This is a genomic window from Streptomyces sp. NPDC001927 (genome assembly GCF_053594455.1).
Genome location: NZ_JBSFEN010000015.1, coordinates 170,729 through 186,695, shown reverse-complemented (window position 1 = coordinate 186,695; position 15,967 = coordinate 170,729). Strand labels below are relative to the sequence as shown.

General features: G+C 71.4%; 13 protein-coding genes. 7 read left to right on the top strand and 6 right to left on the bottom strand.

Going from position 1 to position 15,967, the window contains the following annotated elements; all coding sequences use genetic code 11:
* The first annotated feature begins 7 nt into the window (after window positions 1-7).
* The 4 genes from ACWCO8_RS34390 (at window position 8) to ACWCO8_RS34375 (ending at window position 4,010) form a co-directional block, all read left to right on the top strand.
* Complete coding sequence (locus ACWCO8_RS34390; protein WP_451035488.1) at window positions 8-1,717, top strand: sensor histidine kinase; 1,710 nt, start codon at window positions 8-10, stop codon at window positions 1,715-1,717.
* Window positions 1,714-2,418 (top strand): response regulator, encoded by a 705-nt coding sequence (locus tag ACWCO8_RS34385; RefSeq protein WP_451035487.1) that lies wholly within the window; start codon window positions 1,714-1,716, stop codon window positions 2,416-2,418. The genes ACWCO8_RS34390 and ACWCO8_RS34385 overlap by 4 nt, the downstream gene beginning before the upstream one ends.
* Window positions 2,419-2,632: 214 nt before the next feature.
* Window positions 2,633-3,241, top strand: coding sequence for a helix-turn-helix domain-containing protein (locus ACWCO8_RS34380; protein ID WP_362003709.1), 609 nt, complete (start codon window positions 2,633-2,635; stop codon window positions 3,239-3,241).
* Window positions 3,242-3,257: 16 nt separating this feature from the next.
* Window positions 3,258-4,010 carry a tyrosine-protein phosphatase gene (locus ACWCO8_RS34375; RefSeq protein WP_451035486.1) on the top strand — a complete coding sequence of 251 codons (753 nt, stop codon included), beginning with the start codon at window positions 3,258-3,260 and terminating at the stop codon, window positions 4,008-4,010.
* Here the strand turns inward: ACWCO8_RS34375 and ACWCO8_RS34370 are convergent.
* Together ACWCO8_RS34370 and ACWCO8_RS34365 are read right to left on the bottom strand one after the other, a co-directional pair.
* Window positions 4,007-5,056 carry an RICIN domain-containing protein gene (locus tag ACWCO8_RS34370; protein ID WP_451035485.1) on the bottom strand — a complete coding sequence of 350 codons (1,050 nt, stop codon included), beginning with the start codon at window positions 5,054-5,056 and terminating at the stop codon, window positions 4,007-4,009. The two genes, ACWCO8_RS34375 and ACWCO8_RS34370, sit on opposite strands and share 4 nt — an antisense overlap.
* Before the next feature lie 242 nt (window positions 5,057-5,298).
* A complete protein-coding gene (locus tag ACWCO8_RS34365) occupies window positions 5,299-6,324 on the bottom strand; it encodes an ATP-dependent 6-phosphofructokinase (protein WP_362003715.1) in 1,026 nt (341 codons plus the stop codon).
* Between the two features lie 258 nt (window positions 6,325-6,582).
* Between ACWCO8_RS34365 and pta the strand changes: the two genes are divergently transcribed.
* The 3 genes from pta (at window position 6,583) to pyk (ending at window position 11,430) form a co-directional block, all read left to right on the top strand.
* Entirely contained in the window at window positions 6,583-8,673 is a 2,091-nt protein-coding gene (pta, locus tag ACWCO8_RS34360; RefSeq protein WP_362003717.1) for a phosphate acetyltransferase, read from the top strand.
* Complete coding sequence (locus ACWCO8_RS34355) at window positions 8,670-9,893, top strand: acetate kinase (RefSeq protein WP_362003719.1); 1,224 nt, start codon at window positions 8,670-8,672, stop codon at window positions 9,891-9,893. The genes pta and ACWCO8_RS34355 overlap by 4 nt, the downstream gene beginning before the upstream one ends.
* 109 nt (window positions 9,894-10,002) lie before the next feature.
* Window positions 10,003-11,430: a pyruvate kinase gene (gene pyk / locus ACWCO8_RS34350; RefSeq protein ID WP_451035484.1), complete on the top strand. Its 1,428-nt coding sequence runs from the start codon at window positions 10,003-10,005 to the stop codon at window positions 11,428-11,430.
* 90 nt (window positions 11,431-11,520) lie between these two features.
* On the opposite strand, the gene ACWCO8_RS34345 is transcribed toward pyk, so the two are convergent.
* The 4 genes from ACWCO8_RS34345 to ACWCO8_RS34330 all read right to left on the bottom strand — a co-directional run bounded on the left by ACWCO8_RS34345 (window position 11,521) and on the right by ACWCO8_RS34330 (window position 15,796).
* Complete coding sequence (locus tag ACWCO8_RS34345) at window positions 11,521-12,822, bottom strand: hypothetical protein (protein ID WP_451035483.1); 1,302 nt, start codon at window positions 12,820-12,822, stop codon at window positions 11,521-11,523.
* Window positions 12,812-13,456, bottom strand: coding sequence for a DUF6114 domain-containing protein (locus tag ACWCO8_RS34340; RefSeq protein ID WP_362003724.1), 645 nt, complete (start codon window positions 13,454-13,456; stop codon window positions 12,812-12,814). Before ACWCO8_RS34340 ends, ACWCO8_RS34345 begins: the two co-directional genes overlap by 11 nt.
* Window positions 13,457-13,609: 153 nt before the next feature.
* Window positions 13,610-14,260 (bottom strand): DUF6230 family protein, encoded by a 651-nt coding sequence (locus ACWCO8_RS34335; protein WP_361959488.1) that lies wholly within the window; start codon window positions 14,258-14,260, stop codon window positions 13,610-13,612.
* A 561-nt stretch (window positions 14,261-14,821) separates the two neighbouring features.
* Window positions 14,822-15,796: a tetratricopeptide repeat protein gene (locus tag ACWCO8_RS34330; protein WP_451035482.1), complete on the bottom strand. Its 975-nt coding sequence runs from the start codon at window positions 15,794-15,796 to the stop codon at window positions 14,822-14,824.
* Between the last annotated feature and the right edge of the window lie 171 nt (window positions 15,797-15,967).

The following is a 15,967-nucleotide window of genomic DNA, read 5'->3' as shown; positions in this document are numbered from 1 at the left end:
GGCCCGCATGCGCATACCCCTCCCCCGGCCGCGCAGCCTCGCCGGCCAGCTCTTCGCGATGCAGGTCGTGCTGGTGGCGGCGATCGTGGCCGGCTGCGCGGTCTTCGCGTACGTCACCGATCGCGGCCAGGCCGAGGAGACCGCGCGCCGCCAGTCCACCGCGACCGCGACGGCCGTCGCCGCCTCCCCCACCGTGCCGCAGGCCCTGCGCTCCCCGAACCCCACGGCCGTGCTCCAGCCGTACGCCGAGTCGGTACGGAAGCGGACCGGCGTCGCCTTCGTGGTGATCATGTCCCCGGACGGCACGCGCTGGTCCCACCCGGAGGCGGGCGAGATCGGGCGCGCGTACCTGGGCCACATCGAGCCGGCGCTCCAGGGGCGGACCTTCTCCGAGACGCACATGGGGGTGCTCGGGCGTTCGGTGCGGACGATCACGCCGGTGTACGAGGACGGCAAGGTCGTCGCCCTCGTCAGTTCGGGCATCACCATCGAGAAGATCAGCGAGCAGGTACGGGAGCAGGTCACGGCCCTGCTGGGGATGGCGGGGGCGGCCCTGGCCATCGGCGGAGCCGGTACGTACGTCATCAACGCCCGGCTGCGGCGGCACACGCACGGGATGAACGCGACCGAGCTGAGCCGGATGCACGACTACCACGAGGCGGCGCTGCACGCGGTGAGCGAGGGCCTGGTGATGCTGGACGGGCAGCGCCGGATCGCGCTCATCAACGACGGCGCTCGGGAGCTGCTCGGTCTGGACTCGGAGGTCGTGGGCCGGTCGGCGGCCGATCTCGGGCTTCCGGTTTCGCTCACCAGCGCGCTGCTCGCCTCGGAGCCGCGGGTGGACGAGCTGCACCTGACGGCGGAGCGGGTGCTCGTGGTCAACACCCGGCCGGTGGTCGGCGGGGAGCGCCGGGGTACGGTCGCGACGCTCCGGGACCGTACCGAACTCCAGGCGCTGTCGGGCGAGTTGACCTCCGAGCGGGGGTTCACGCAGGCGCTGCGCTCGCAGGCGCACGAGGCGGCGAACCGGTTGCACACGGTCGTCTCGCTGATCGAGCTCGGCCGGGTGGAGGAGGCCGTCGGCTTCGCGACGGCGGAGCTGGAGCTGGCGCAGGCGCTCACCGACCGGGTCGTGGACGCGGTCGGCGAGCCGGTGCTCGCGGCGCTGCTCCTCGGCAAGGCGGCGCAGGCCAACGAGCGGGGTGTGGAGCTGACCCTCAGCGAGGACAGCCGCATCGACGACGGGCTCCTGCCGCCGGAGATCCCCTCGCGGGACCTGGTGACGATCCTCGGCAACCTGATCGACAACGCGGTGGAGGCGACGAGCGGGACCCCGCACGCGCGGGTCGCGGTCACCGCCCGCACGTACGACGGCGAACTCCTCCTGCGGGTCCGCGACACCGGGCCCGGGATCGAGGAGGGCGACCGGGACGCGGTCTTCGACCGGGGCTGGTCCACCCACGGCCCCGCCCGGGGCCTCGGCCTGGCCCTGGTCCGCCAGGCGGCCACCCGCGCCTCGGGCACGGTGACCCTGACGGACACCCCGGAGGGCGGCGCGGAGTTCACCGTACGGCTGCCCCTGACACCGACCACGGACGCCGGTGCGGGTGCCGGTCCCGCCGCCCGGCCGCCGGCGCCCCGCACCGAACCCGTGCCCGTACCCAAGCCCGCGCTCGAGCCGCAGTCCGCGGAAACCGACCCGGAGGTGTCCACATGACCACGAGCAGCCACGGCGGCCAGGGCATCCGGGTCCTCGTCGTCGAGGACGACCCGGTCGCCGCGGACGCGCACGCGCTGTACGCCGGGCGGGTCGCCGGGTTCACCGTCGTCGGGGTGGCGCACTCCCGGGCCGCCGCCGTGCGGGTCCTCGACCGGACGCCGGTCGACCTCATCCTCCTCGACCTGTACCTCCCCGACGGGCACGGCCTCCACCTGCTCCGCGCGCTGCGCGCGGGCGGGCACTCGGCCGACGTCATCGCGGTGACCTCGGCCCGGGACCTGGCGATCGTGCGCGAGGGGGTGTCCCTCGGGGTCGTCCAGTACGTGCTGAAGCCGTTCACGTTCGCGACCCTGCGGGACCGGCTCTCCCGGTACGCCGAGTTCCGCGCCGCCGCGGGCGAGGCGTCCGGCCAGGACGACGTGGACCGCGCGCTCGCCGCGCTGCGCGCCCCGCAGCCGGTCTCGCTCCCCAAGGGGCTGAGCGCGCCGACCCTGGAGGCCGTGACCCGTACGCTGCGGGACGCGGCCGACGGTCTGACCGCGGCCGAGGCCGCCGCGGCCGTCGGCATCTCCCGGATCACCGCGCGCCGCTACCTGGAACATCTGGTCACGGACGGGCGCGCGGCACGGGCGCCGCAGTACGGTCAGATCGGCCGGCCGGAGCTTCAGTACCGCTGGATCTCGACGATCGTCCGCTGACCGGACTCCTCTCGCCGACTACCGAACCGGTGCGTGATCACTACGGATGGTTACCACCGGGTTCCCATGTTTCTACGACATCCGGCCTTGGGCGAACGCACCGTAGCCAGTGCTCACGTTACGCATCTACCGTGACGGCGTGCACCACACCCCTCCCCCTCCTCCCCCTCCTTTCAACGCGCTCGCCGCGCGCCGCCTCCGTGAGGGTCTCGGCATGGCTCCCGGACATGTCGCCTACGGTCTGCGCGCGCAGTACGGTCTCGCCGTCGTCCCCGAGACGGTCATCGCCTGGGAACGCGGGCGGCTCGCCCCCTCCGCCCAGGAACTCACCGCCCTCGCGGGCGTCCTCTGGTGCGCCCCCGGCGAGCTGATAGCCGACGCCACCACCCTGCGCGAGCACCGGATGGCCCGCGGCCTCTCGACCGACGAACTCGCCCGGCGGGTGGGCCTCGACGGCCCCGGCTACCTCAAGATGGAGGAGTCCGGCCGCTGGCGCGGCAACGAGCGCCAGACCGCCGCCCTCGCCGAGACCCTCGGCCTCGGGCCCCGCGAACTGGTTCAGGTGACCGGCCGGTCCGACGAGCTGGCGACGCTGCTGCGGGACGCGGCGACGACGCGCTGGCAGGCGTACGTCCGGCCGGTCGTGAAGCTGCTGCCGCTGCCCAAGCGCGTCCTGGAGGCCGCGCTCCAGCGACTGCACACCGACTACCACGCCAAGATGGTGGCCACCAGCAGCTGGGGCGCCTCGGGCGCCAGCGGCGACGCGGGCCGCGAGTACCTGGACGGCATCGTGGCCCACTTCTGGGACGCCGTCGGCCCCTGATCCCTAGGGTGGTGGCGTGAGACGACACATACCCTTCGAGAATCTCCACAACGTCCGTGATCTGGGCGGCTATCGGACCGCCGACGGCTCCACCGTCCGCTGGCAGGTCCTCTACCGTGCCGACTCCCTCGCCAAGCTGCGCGGCCCCGACCTGGGCCGCTTCCGCGCCCTGGGCGTGAAGACCGTGATCGACCTGCGCTACCCGTGGGAGATCGAGGCCAAGGGCCGGCTCCCGGAGACCCCGGAGACCGACGGCATCGCCTGGCACAACCTGAGCATCGAGCACCGCCCGTACGACCAGGCGGAGATCGACCCCGACCTCGACCCGTGGCGGTACCTCGCCGACCGGTTCGCCGAAGTCGCGGCCGACGGCGCCGCCGAACTGCGCGAGGCCCTGGAGGTCGTCGCGGCGGCGGACGGTCCGCTCGTCTTCCACTGCGCCTCGGGCAAGGACCGCACGGGTCTGCTCGCCGCGCTGCTGCTCACGCTGCTCGACGTCTCCGACGCGCAGATCCTCGACGACTTCGCCCTCACCGAGCTCGCCACCGCGCGCCTGGTCGCCGACTGGCACGCCGCCCACCCGGGGCGCGAGCTGCGCTGGCCGGGGTACGGGCGCGCACCGGCGGAGATCATGCGGCTCGTCCTCGCGGACCTGCGCGCCACCCACGGGTCGGTGTACGGGTACGTCACCGGGCACGTCGGTCTCGACCCGGCCGTGGTCGAGGCGCTGCGCGCCCGGCTCGTGGAGCCCGCGCCGGTCAGGCCCTAGCGGCGGTCGAAGCTGAAGAGCTGGCCGGCGGCGTCCGCGCGGCAGGGTGCCTGGGCCAGCTTCGCCCACTCGGCGGCCCGGTCGCCGACGACGGTCACGCAGGAGTCGGGGGTCGCCGAGCGGGCGGGGACGATGCGGTAGCCGGTGACGGGGCTGCCGAAGGGGGCCAGGCGGAACGTTTCGACCCGGCTCGTGTCCCCGCACTCGGAGTCCTCGAAGGCGGCGTCCGCGATCTTGCCGCCGGAGGGGATGCCGGAGCAGCCGGGGCCGTAGTCCGGGTGGTCGGAAACGATTCGCCACTCGCCCGAGCCGAGGTCCTTGAGGGAGTAGCGCGGGACGTCGGCGCCCTCGCACGCGCGCTGGTGGATCTGGCCGCTGCGACCGCCGCGCCGCTCGTTCAGGCAGAGGTCCGAGCCGATCACCCGGATCTGGACATCCCCGGCGGCGGGCGCGGTGACGGTCATCGGCCGGTCGCCGCGCCCGCCGTGCTGCCCCGCGCTCCCGCCGTGCCCGTCGTTCCCGTCCCGGACGAGGGCGCCGACCACACTGACGGTGGCGAGGACGAGCCCGGCGACGGCGACGAGGGCGACGAACGTGCGCCGGAGGCGGGACTGCGGGTCGGCGGACTGGTCCTCGGCCTCCGGCTCGATTCCGGGTTCGGGATCGGCTTCCGCCACCTGCGGCCAGGAAGCACCCGCGGCATCCTCCGCCCCACCGTCGGAACCCGCGTACACCCCCCGTACCGCCAGCTCCTTGCGGACGGTCTGCCAGCTCTCCAGCTCTCCGGGCTCCACCCCGCAGGCGCGTACGAAGGTGGTGAGCAGCTCCTCGCGGGGCACGGTCGAGCGGGCCAGCATGTTCGCCACCGTCGAGCGGGGCAGGACCTCGCCGAGCGCCTCCGCGTGGGCCGACAGCTCTCGGTAGGTCAGGCCCGACCAGTCCTTGAGCCGCTGCAGCAGTGCGATGAACGAGGCGGCGTCGGTGGCCTCGCGCGGGTCGGGTGCGCCGCCCGCGCCGGCGGTTCGGCCGGCCGTTCCCTCGGTCATGCGCGCTCCCCGCCCCTCCCCCGGACAGGGTTGGGACATGTCCGGGACAGCCCCAAGCCTTGTTGATCCGGCTGTTCAACTCAAGAGTGGAAATCGGCAATTCCGGTCAGGGGCCGGAATCGCCACGGGGGAATCACGGGGGAACACGGGGGAACGGAAAAGGCCCCGATCGTCCACGGGGGGACGATCGGGGCCCACACATACTCAGGACTTCTTCGGGACCTACGTCCCGGACGGCCGGGTCAGAAGACCGACTCGGCCTCGGACATCCGGGCCGCCGGTACGGTCTTCAGCTGCGTCACGGCCTCGGCCAGCGGCACCATCACGACGTCCGTGCCCCGCAGCGCCGTCATCCGGCCGAACTCGCCCCGGTGGGCGGCCTCCACCGCGTGCCAGCCGAAGCGGGTCGCGAGCACCCGGTCGTACGCCGTCGGCGTCCCGCCGCGCTGGACGTGACCGAGGATGACGGGCCGGGCCTCCTTGCCGAGGCGCTGCTCCAGCTCGACCGCGAGCCGGTTGCCGATGCCCTGGAAGCGCTCGTGGCCGTACTGGTCGATCTCGCCCTTCTGGTACTCCATGGAGCCCTCGGCGGGGTGCGCGCCCTCGGCGACGCAGATGACCGCGAACTTCTTGCCGCGCGCGAACCGCTCCTCGACCATCTTGACCAGGTCGTCGACCTGGAAGGGCCGCTCGGGCAGGCAGATGCCGTGGGCGCCGCCCGCCATGCCGGACTCCAGGGCGATCCAGCCGGCGTGCCGGCCCATCACCTCGACGACCATCACGCGCTGGTGGGACTCGGCGGTGGTCTTGAGGCGGTCTATGGCCTCCGTCGCGACGCCCACGGCGGTGTCGAAGCCGAAGGTGCGGTCGGTGGAGGAGATGTCGTTGTCGATGGTCTTCGGTACGCCGACGACGGGCATTCCGGCGTCGGAGAGCATCCGGGCGGCGGTCAGGGTGCCTTCGCCGCCGATCGGGATGAGGACGTCGATGCCGTACTTCTTCGCCAACTCCGGGGCGGACTCGGCGGCTTCGGCGAGGCGGTTGCGCTCCAGGCGGGCGGAGCCGAGGATGGTGCCGCCGCGGGCGAGGATGCCGCTGACCGCGTTGAGGTCGAGCGGGCGGACATGTCCGTCGAGGAGACCCTTGAACCCGTCCTCGAAGCCGATGACTTCGTCGTCGTGGCCGGTGAGCGCCCGGTGCACGACCGACCGGATCACTGCGTTCAGGCCAGGACAGTCGCCGCCTGCGGTGAGAACTCCGATGCGCATCGTGCTGTGTCTCCTGCTCGGTAGTGGTACATGTGAGCTCTGTCGATTCTCCCACGCCCGGTGTGGCGCCCGCGCTCCCGGCTACTCCGCGTGCCGGTGTTCTGGGGCCTTTCGTCCCCCTTTTCCAGGCCGTTCGTCCGGCCTGCGTCCTATCCACCCCCAGAGGTATTGTCAAGGGGGTATCGCCACCCTATCGGGGTTTTTTGAACACACTCGGTTGACGAGACCGGGCGGACAGGACTGGACAGGAGCCACGGCGTGACGCGCAGCGTGTACGTGACCGGGATCGACCGCGGAGACGGCCGGCAGGTGGTCGAGCTGGGAGTCATGGAACTCCTGACCCGCCAGGTGGACCGGGTGGGGGTGTTCCGGCCCCTGGTCCACGACGGCCCCGACCGTCTGTTCGATCTCCTGCGAGCGCGTTACCGGCTCTCCCAGGACGCCTCGACGGTCTACGGCATGGACTACCACGAGGCCTCGGCGCTCCAGGCCGAGCGGGGCACCGACGAGCTGGTCTCCCGGCTCGTCGACCGCTTCCACGCGGTGGCCCGCGACTACGAGGTCGTCCTCGTCCTCGGTACGGACTTCGCCGCCACCCAGCTCCCCGACGAGCTGGCGCTCAACGCGCGCCTGGCCAACGAGTTCGGCGCCTCGGTGATACCGGTGGTCGGCGGCAAGAACCAGACCGCCGAGTCCGTGCGCGCCGAGGCCCGCAACGCCTTCCGGGCGTACGACGGGCTCGGCTGCGACGTCCTCGCGATGGTCGTCAACCGTGCGGCGAGCGAGGACCGGGAGGCCATCGCCGAGCGGCTCGCCGCCCGGGTCCCCGTGCCCTGCTACGTGCTCCCCGACGAGCCGGCGCTTGCGGCCCCCACGGTCGCCCAGATCACCCACCACCTGGGGGCCTCGGTCGTGCTCGGCGACGACGCGGGCCTGGCGCGCGACGCGCTCGACTTCGTCTTCGGCGGCGCGATGCTGCCGAACTTCCTGAACGCGCTGACCCCGGGCTGCCTCGTGGTCACCCCCGGGGACCGCGCCGACCTGGTCGTGGGCGCGCTCGCGGCGCACTCGGCCGGCACCCCGCCGATCGCCGGTGTGGTGCTCACCCTGAACGAGCGCCCCAGCGAGGAGATCCTGACCCTGGCGGCCCGGCTCGCGCCCGGCACCCCGGTCATCTCCGTCCCGGGCAACAGCTTCCCGACGGCCGCCGAACTCTTCTCCCTCGAAGGGAAGTTGAACGCGGCCACGCCCCGCAAGGCGGAGACGGCGCTCGGTCTCTTCGAGCGGCACGTGGACACCGCCGATCTACTGAAGCGGATCTCGCTGGCCCGCAGCGGCCGGGTGACGCCGATGATGTTCGAGCACGAACTCCTGGAGCAGGCCCGTGCCGACCGCCGCCGCGTGGTCCTCCCCGAGGGCACCGAGGAGCGGGTGCTGCGCGCCGCCGACGTGCTGCTGCGCCGCGACGTCTGCGACCTGACCCTGCTCGGTGACGTCGAGGTCATCCGCAAGAAGGCGGCGGACCTCGGCATCGACCTTTCCTCGCCGGCCACCCAGCTGATCGACCCGCAGACCTCCGAGCTGCGCGACGGCTTCGCCACGAAGTACGCCGAGCTGCGCGCCCACAAGGGCGTGACGGTGGAGCTGGCGTACGACGTCGTCTCGGACGTCAACTACTTCGGCACGCTGATGGTCCAGGAGGGCCTCGCCGACGGCATGGTGTCCGGCTCGGTGCACTCCACGGCCGCGACGATCCGCCCCGCCTTCGAGATCATCAAGACCAAGCCGGACGCCTCGATCGTCTCGTCCGTCTTCTTCATGTGCCTCGCCGACAAGGTGCTCGTGTACGGCGACTGCGCGGTGAACCCGGACCCGGACGCGGTGCAGCTCGCGGACATCGCCGTGCAGTCGGCGGCCACCGCGGCCCGCTTCGGCGTCGAGCCGCGGATCGCGATGCTCTCGTACTCCACCGGCACCTCGGGCTCGGGCGCGGACGTCGACAAGGTCCGTGAGGCGACGAAGCTGGTACGGGAGTCCCACCCGGAGCTGCGGATCGAGGGGCCCATCCAGTACGACGCGGCCGTCGAACCGTCGGTCGCCGCGACCAAGCTGCCGGGCTCCGAGGTGGCCGGTCAGGCGACCGTGCTGATCTTCCCCGACCTCAACACCGGCAACAACACCTACAAGGCCGTGCAGCGCTCGGCGGGCGCCGTGGCGGTCGGCCCGGTCCTGCAGGGTCTGCGCAAGCCGGTGAACGACCTCTCGCGCGGCGCGCTCGTCAGCGACATCGTCAACACGGTCGCCATCACGGCGATCCAGTCCCAGGTCCCCCAGGAGCCCACGGCATGACCTCCCCCACGCGTGTTCTCGTCCTCAACTCCGGTTCCTCGTCGGTGAAGTACCAGCTCCTCGACATGAGCGACAGCTCTCGTCTCGCCCTCGGCCTGGTCGAGCGGATCGGCGAGGAGACCTCCCGGCTCGTCCACACCCCGCTCCAGGGCGACGGGGGCGAGAAGCGCGAGCGGACCGGGCCGATCCCCGACCACGCGGCGGCCCTGAAGGCGGTGGCCGAGGAGCTCGCGGCGGACGGCCTCGGCCTCGACTCCCCCGAACTGGCCGCGATCGGCCACCGGGTGGTCCACGGCGGGCTGCGGTTCTCCGCGCCGACCGTGATCGACGAGGAGGTGCTCGCCGAGATCGAGCGGCTCGTGCCGGTCGCGCCGCTGCACAACCCGGCGAACCTCACCGGCATCCGTACGGCGATGGCGCTCCGCCCGGACCTGCCGCAGGTCGCGGTCTTCGACACCGCGTTCCACACGACGATGCCGGAGTCGGCGGCCCGGTACGCGATCGACGTGGAGACGGCGGACGCGCACCGCATCCGGCGGTACGGCTTCCACGGCACCTCGCACGCCTATGTGTCGCGCGAGACGGCGAAGCTGCTCGGCAAGGAGCCCGAGGAGGTGAACGTGATCGTGCTGCACCTGGGCAACGGGGCCTCCGCCTCGGCCGTCAGGGGCGGGCGGTGCGTGGACACCTCGATGGGCCTCACCCCGCTGGAGGGCCTGGTCATGGGCACCCGCTCGGGCGACGTCGACCCGGCGGTCACCTTCCACCTGAAGCGGGTGGCGGGGATGTCGGCGGACGAGATCGACACGCTCCTCAACAAGAAGTCCGGGCTCGTCGGGCTCTGCGGCGACAACGACATGCGGGAGATCCGGCGCCGGATCGACGAGGGCGACGAGCGGGCGGCGCTCGCCTTCGACATCTACATCCACCGGCTGAAGAAGTACATCGGGGCGTACTACGCGGTGCTCGGCCGGGTGGACGCGGTCGCGTTCACGGCGGGTGTCGGCGAGAACGCGGCCCCGGTGCGGGAAGCTGCGATCGCGGGCCTGGAGGAGCTGGGCCTGGCGGTGGACGCCGACCTCAACGCCGTACGGTCCGACGAGGCCCGGATCATCTCGCCGGCGTACGCGCGGGTGGCGGTCGCCGTGGTGCCGACGGACGAGGAGCTGGAGATCGCGCGCCAGAGCTATGAACTGGTGGCCCCCGAGACGGCTCCGTAGGGGCTCTTCAGGAGACTCCGGAAGTGAACGCCTGAGCGACCCCGCGCCCATTTGTACTTTCCACCAGACGGAATATTCCGCAGTGAAACAAACCGATAGGATCCGCCTCATGCGCCGTTCCAAAATCGTCTGCACGCTGGGCCCCGCCGTCGACTCGTACGAGCAGCTGAAAGCGCTCATCGAGGCCGGTATGAACGTGGCCCGATTCAACATGAGCCACGGGACCCAGGCAGAGCACCAGGAGCGGTACGACCGTCTCCGCAGGGCGGTGGCGGACACCGGCCGCGCCGTGGGTGTGCTCGCCGACCTCCAGGGCCCCAAGATCCGTCTGGAGACCTTCGCGGAGGGTCCCGTCGAGCTGGTGCGCGGTGACGAGTTCACCATCACCACCGACGACGTCCCGGGCGACAAGTCCATCTGCGGCACCACGTACAAGGGCCTGCCGGGTGACGTCTCCAAGGGCGACCAGGTCCTGATCAACGACGGCAACGTCGAGCTGCGGGTCGTCGAGGTCGAGGGCCCGCGGGTGAAGACCGTGGTCATCGAGGGCGGTGTCATCTCCGACCACAAGGGCATCAACCTGCCCGGTGCGGCGGTCAACGTCCCGGCCCTGTCCGAGAAGGACGTCGAGGACCTGCGGTTCGCCCTCCGGATGGGCTGCGACATGGTCGCCCTCTCCTTCGTCCGCAACGCCGACGACGTCAAGGACGTCCACAAGGTGATGGACGAGGAGGGCCGCCGGGTCCCCGTCATCGCCAAGGTGGAGAAGCCGCAGGCGGTCGAGAACATGGCCGACGTCGTCGCCGCGTTCGACGCCGTCATGGTGGCCCGTGGCGACCTCGCGGTGGAGTACCCGCTGGAGAAGGTCCCGATGGTGCAGAAGCGCCTCGTGGAGATGTGCCGCCGCAACGCCAAGCCGGTCATCGTCGCCACCCAGATGATGGAGTCGATGATCACCAACTCGCGCCCCACGCGCGCCGAGGCCTCCGACGTGGCCAACGCGATCCTGGACGGCGCGGACGCGGTCATGCTCTCCGCGGAGTCCTCCGTGGGCGCCTACCCGATCGAGACCGTCAAGACGATGTCGAAGATCGTCGCGGCGGCCGAGGAGGAGCTGCTCGCCAAGGGCCTGCAGCCGCTCGTACCCGGCAAGAAGCCGCGTACGCAGGGCGGTTCGGTGGCCCGCGCGGCCTGCGAGATCGCGGACTTCCTGGGCGGCAAGGCGCTCATCGCCTTCACCCAGTCCGGCGACACCGCGCGCCGGCTCTCCCGCTACCGGACGATCCAGCCGATCCTCGCCTTCACCACGGACGAGTCGACCCGCAACCAGCTCACCCTGAGCTGGGGCGTGGAGTCCTTCCTCGTCCCGTTCGTGGAGACCACGGACGCGATGGTCGACATCGTCGACGCGGAGCTGCTGAAGCTCCAGCGCTACGGTTCGGGCGACACCATGGTCATCACGGCCGGCTCGCCCCCCGGCGTCCCCGGCACCACGAACATGGTCCGGGTGCACCACCTCGGCGGCGCGAAGGCCTGACGCCCACGCGGCACACGGCATGACGAAGGCCCCCGTCCGATCCGGACGGGGGCCTTCGTCATGTGCGGCTCCCGGAGGGTTCTCGCTCGGTCAGCTGGGCTCGACCGTGTTGCGCAGGCCGGGGACCTTGAGGGTGCCGCCGAACTGGCCCGCCTGGATGACCTCCACGTTCGTGAAGAAGGCGAACGGGACGTCGAGCGGCGGCGGGGTCTGCGGGTTGAAGGTGATCGGGATCAGGCCGAAGAGGTTGCCCTTCAGCTGCTCCGTGTACATGGTCACCGTGCCGTTGCGGATGGTCGACGTCGAGCCCTTGTCGGAGCGGACGTGACCCGTGTAGCCCGGCTCGTGCACCGTGAGCTGGTGCAGGTCCTTGATGTCGACCTCGCTCGCGGTGAACTTCAGCGCCTTCTTGATCTTGCCGCTGCCGGTCTTGACCTCGACGATGCCGTGGTACTTCAGCCCCTTCAGCGTGAGCAGGGTGCTCTGCAGCTTCCACGGCTCGTCCGGCAGGAGCGGGATCCCCGGCTCCAGTTCGGCCGCCGCGAGCGCCTTGGGGTCGGGCTCCGGGCACGGGAAGCGCGGCTTGGCGCCGTCGGGTATCGCCTCGTCCTTCTTGGCGTCGAGGCCCTTGGCGTCCTCCGGCAGCTCCTCGACCTTCAGGCCGGCCTCGTCGGCGGCCTTCTCGATGGCGGCCTTGGTCTTGTCGACCGGGCCGTCGGCGGAGTCCGCCCTGCCCGCCGCGGGCGCGGTGGTCGAAGGCTTGGCCGAGGGGGTCGTCGACGGCGTCTCGGGCGCGGGCTTCGCCGGCTTGGTGGCCGTGGCGGAGGGCGTCGGGGTGGCCGACGGCGTGGTGTTCGGCCCGTCGAAGAGGTCCTTGATCTTGTCACCGAGGCCCAGCGGGTCGAGCGGGTTGACGCTCTTCGTCGCCGTCGGGGTGGGCGTCGGGGCAGGGGACTTCTGCTGGGTGGCCTGCTGCTCGGCCGCGGCCGTCGCCGAGGGAGTGGCGGTCGGCTTCGGCGACGCGCTCCCCTCGGAGGTCTCCGGCTTCGGCGACTCGGTCGCACCCGTGCTCGCGCTCGCGCTGGCCGTGGGCTTGGGCGTCTCGGCGGGCTTCGTCGTCTCCTCGGTCACCGGCTCGTCGGAGCGGGTGACGCACGGGCCGGGCGCGAAGGGGATGTCCTTCTCGTCGGCGACGGCGAGCCTGGGCGCCATACCCATGCCCATCAGGACCGCGGTCGGCATGGCGGCAAGGGCCATGGCCTTGCCCGCGGGTCCCTGGATCTTGTTCAGCAGCGACTTGCGCGGTGCCGCGTGCCGCGGACCCCCGCGAGCCAGAGTGGCGCCGTCCGCAGCCGTCGCCGACTGCGCCGACTGTGTTTCGTCACCCCGCACTGTTCCTCCCGCCGTTGGCGTCGATCGTCGATTCGGTCGCCTGCGCACCGGGACCCGCCTGCGGGTCCGGCTCCTCACCGGCGCGCTGCTCCGGGACCGGGGCCTTGCCGAAGTCGACCGTTCCGGTCGGCTCCGTCGCCTCGGTGCCGTGCTGCTGACCGTCGTACTCGTGCTCGCCCGCTACGGCCTCCGTACGCTCGCCGGCCGGCTCGGCCGACGGGCGCTCGCCCTCCTCCACCGGCTTGCCCGGGGCCCACGCCACGGAGAGCCCGCCGCCGACGAGGGCGAGCAGGAAGCCCATGAAGAAGCCACCGAGGTTGGAGACCGGGATGGAGACGAGTGCCAGGACGATCGCCGCGACGCCCGCGAACACCCGGACGATGGGCTGGAACCACATCGTCAGACCGAGCGTCACCAGAAGGACACCGATGATGAGGGCTCCGGCGCCGCCCGTGGTCGCCATCGCGATCGTCATGTTGCCGAGTCGCAGGTCGGCGTACGGGAAGTAGGCGATCGGTACGCCGCCGATCATGGTGAACAGTCCGGCCCAGAAGGGACGGCTGCCCCGCCATTCGCGGAAGCGGCGCACGCTCTGGTTCGGGACTCCGCGGGAAGCAGTGGACTCGGCGCTCATGGAAAACAGCTCCCTGGAAGCGGTGTTGCGTGGAGAAGTGGAGACATGGAGAAGGCGAGAAGGCGGCACTGGGGCCGGGAACGGGCGGGGCCGTACGGAACGGATCGACGGCCCACGCCCGCCGGGCGTCACTGCCGGGTGCGCACCGAGTGACTACTCGGTGAAGCACTCCTTGGTGCCCTTGTGCAGCTTCAGGCTCAGGTTGCTGAGCTTGAAGGTTCCGGCGGTGGTCGCCCACGCCTTCTGCTCCACGTTGGTCAGCGTCGCCGTCTCGGCGCGCTGCGAGAAGCCGTACGGGTTGGCCTTCGTACCCGGCTGGATACCCGGCTTGCCCTCGGACTTCGGGAGCGAACCCGCGGCCACACCGATGTCGATGTTGCCGAACTCGGCGTCGGCCTTCAGCGAGGAGACATCCAGGTAGATGTCCTTCGCGTAGACCGGCTTGTTCTTCTCCGTACCGGCGCGCAGCTCCAGCGAGACGTTGCCGATGAACGGCACGTCCGGCGTCACCACGGACTGGCACATGTTGGTGATCCAGGCCTCGGAGAAGCCCGAGACACCGACGGGCTCCGCGAACGGCTTGCCGTGCAGGTCCTTACCGGACGCCACGCTGCCGTACTGGACGAAGTCCTTGCCGACAAGGCTGTCGGCCTTCACCTTGAACTCCTGGCCGGAGATGCTGAAGGACGCGGCGAGCGCGCCCTGAGCCAGGCCGACACCGATCGCGGCCGTCGCGGCCACACTCGGCACCATGACGACGGCGAACCGCTTCCATCTGGTCCCGCCACGAACCTGGGACTTCATGAGAATCCTCCTTCTCGGACGTACATCTCCGGATGGGCCCAGGGCCCGTCCTGGGATGGGAGAAGTGCTACGTCCTCGGGAAGGAGCGCCGAACACCGGGCGCGCGGAGCGTCCGACTTCACCGGCGATCACCCCCGAGCGACAACCACTGGCCACGCCTTGCGCGCAACCTCTTGGACAGGCCCTGCCCGTGAAAGCAGGAACCCCCCTGTCCGCTCGGTGGGGACCCTCCGCCGCGGACACCCGGATGGTTGCCGGGGTGGTGCGGTATCGGACCGAGCGTCGCCGATCGTGGTCCATTCCGGGCGCCCGCACAAGGGGGTTCGTTACTCGCTAGTAACGGACGGATAACCTCGCCACGACAGCGCGATGCCGCGTGGCCACACAGGGTGCAGCCCGCGGCATCGGCAAAGCGGTAGGAGTATGAGGAAACCCGGACACAATCGCGGGTTCGATTTACTGCAAGTAACAGCGGCCGCGATTACCAAGTTTTGGTAAAGCGCGGCCGCGTCTTGTCGCTGTGTCGCCAAATCGGCGCCCTCCCGCAGGGGAGGGAAAGGGTCAGAACAGCACCCGCGCGAGGGCCTGCCGGGCCGCCGTGACCCGGGGGTCCTCGGGACCGATCACCTCGAAGAGCTCCAGGAGCCGCAGCCGCGCCGCGTCCCGCTCCTCGCCGGCCGTACGCCGCACGGCGTCCACGAGCCGGCCGAAGGCGTCCTCGACATGACCGCCCACCAGATCGAGGTCGGCGGCCGCGATCTGCGCGGCGGAGTCGGCCGGGTTGTCGGCCGCGGTCTTCCGCACCTGCTGCGGGTCCATGTCCTGCACGCGGGCGAGCAGCTCGGCCTGGGCCAGGCCCAGCTTCGCCTCCGGGTGGCCGGGGTCGTCGGCGAGCACGTTCTTGTACGCCTGGACGGCACCGGCCAGGTCACCGGCGTCGAGCGCCGACATGGCCGCTTCGAGCAGCGCGTCGTACGGTCCGGCCGGCACCGGGGCCGGGGCGGCGGCATCGTCGGACTCGGCGTTCGGGTCCACGGCGATACCGGTGAGGCCGAAGCGCTCCTCGCCGACCTGGATCAGCTGGTCCAGGGTCTGGCGGATCTGGGCCTCGGGCGCCGCGCCCTGGAAGAGCGGCAGCGCCTGGCCGGCGACCACCGCGAAAACGGCCGGAATTCCCTGGATGCCGAACTGCTGCATCAGCATCTGGTTGGCGTCGACGTCGATCTTGGCCAGCAGGAAGCGGCCGTTGTACTCGGCGGCGAGCCGCTCCAGGAGGGGGCTGAGCTGCTTGCAGGGCTCGCACCACTCGGCCCAGAAGTCGATGACGACCGGGACCTCGGCCGAGCGCTGCAGGACATCGCGCTCGAAGCCGGCCTCGTCGACATCGATCACCAGGGCAGAGGGGGCGACGGCTGCCGCGCCACCCTGCCGGGCGGCCTCGGCACGCGCCTGCTCCGCCTTCGCCTTGGCCTCACCGGCCGCCTTCACCGCGGCGAGGTCGACGACGCCGCTCATGGACATGTTTCTGGGCTGCATGAGTACATCCTCCCCCTTCCGCGCGCGTAACCGGTACGTCATGGCTGAACCGCGCACCACGCGGTGCACGGCTCTCGTTCTTTCACGTACTGTGCGCGCCGGGTCCCCACCCGGCGCAGGTGGTTGTCGCTCAGGCCGGTCTCAGCCTTTCGCTACGGGTCGTAGCGTAAC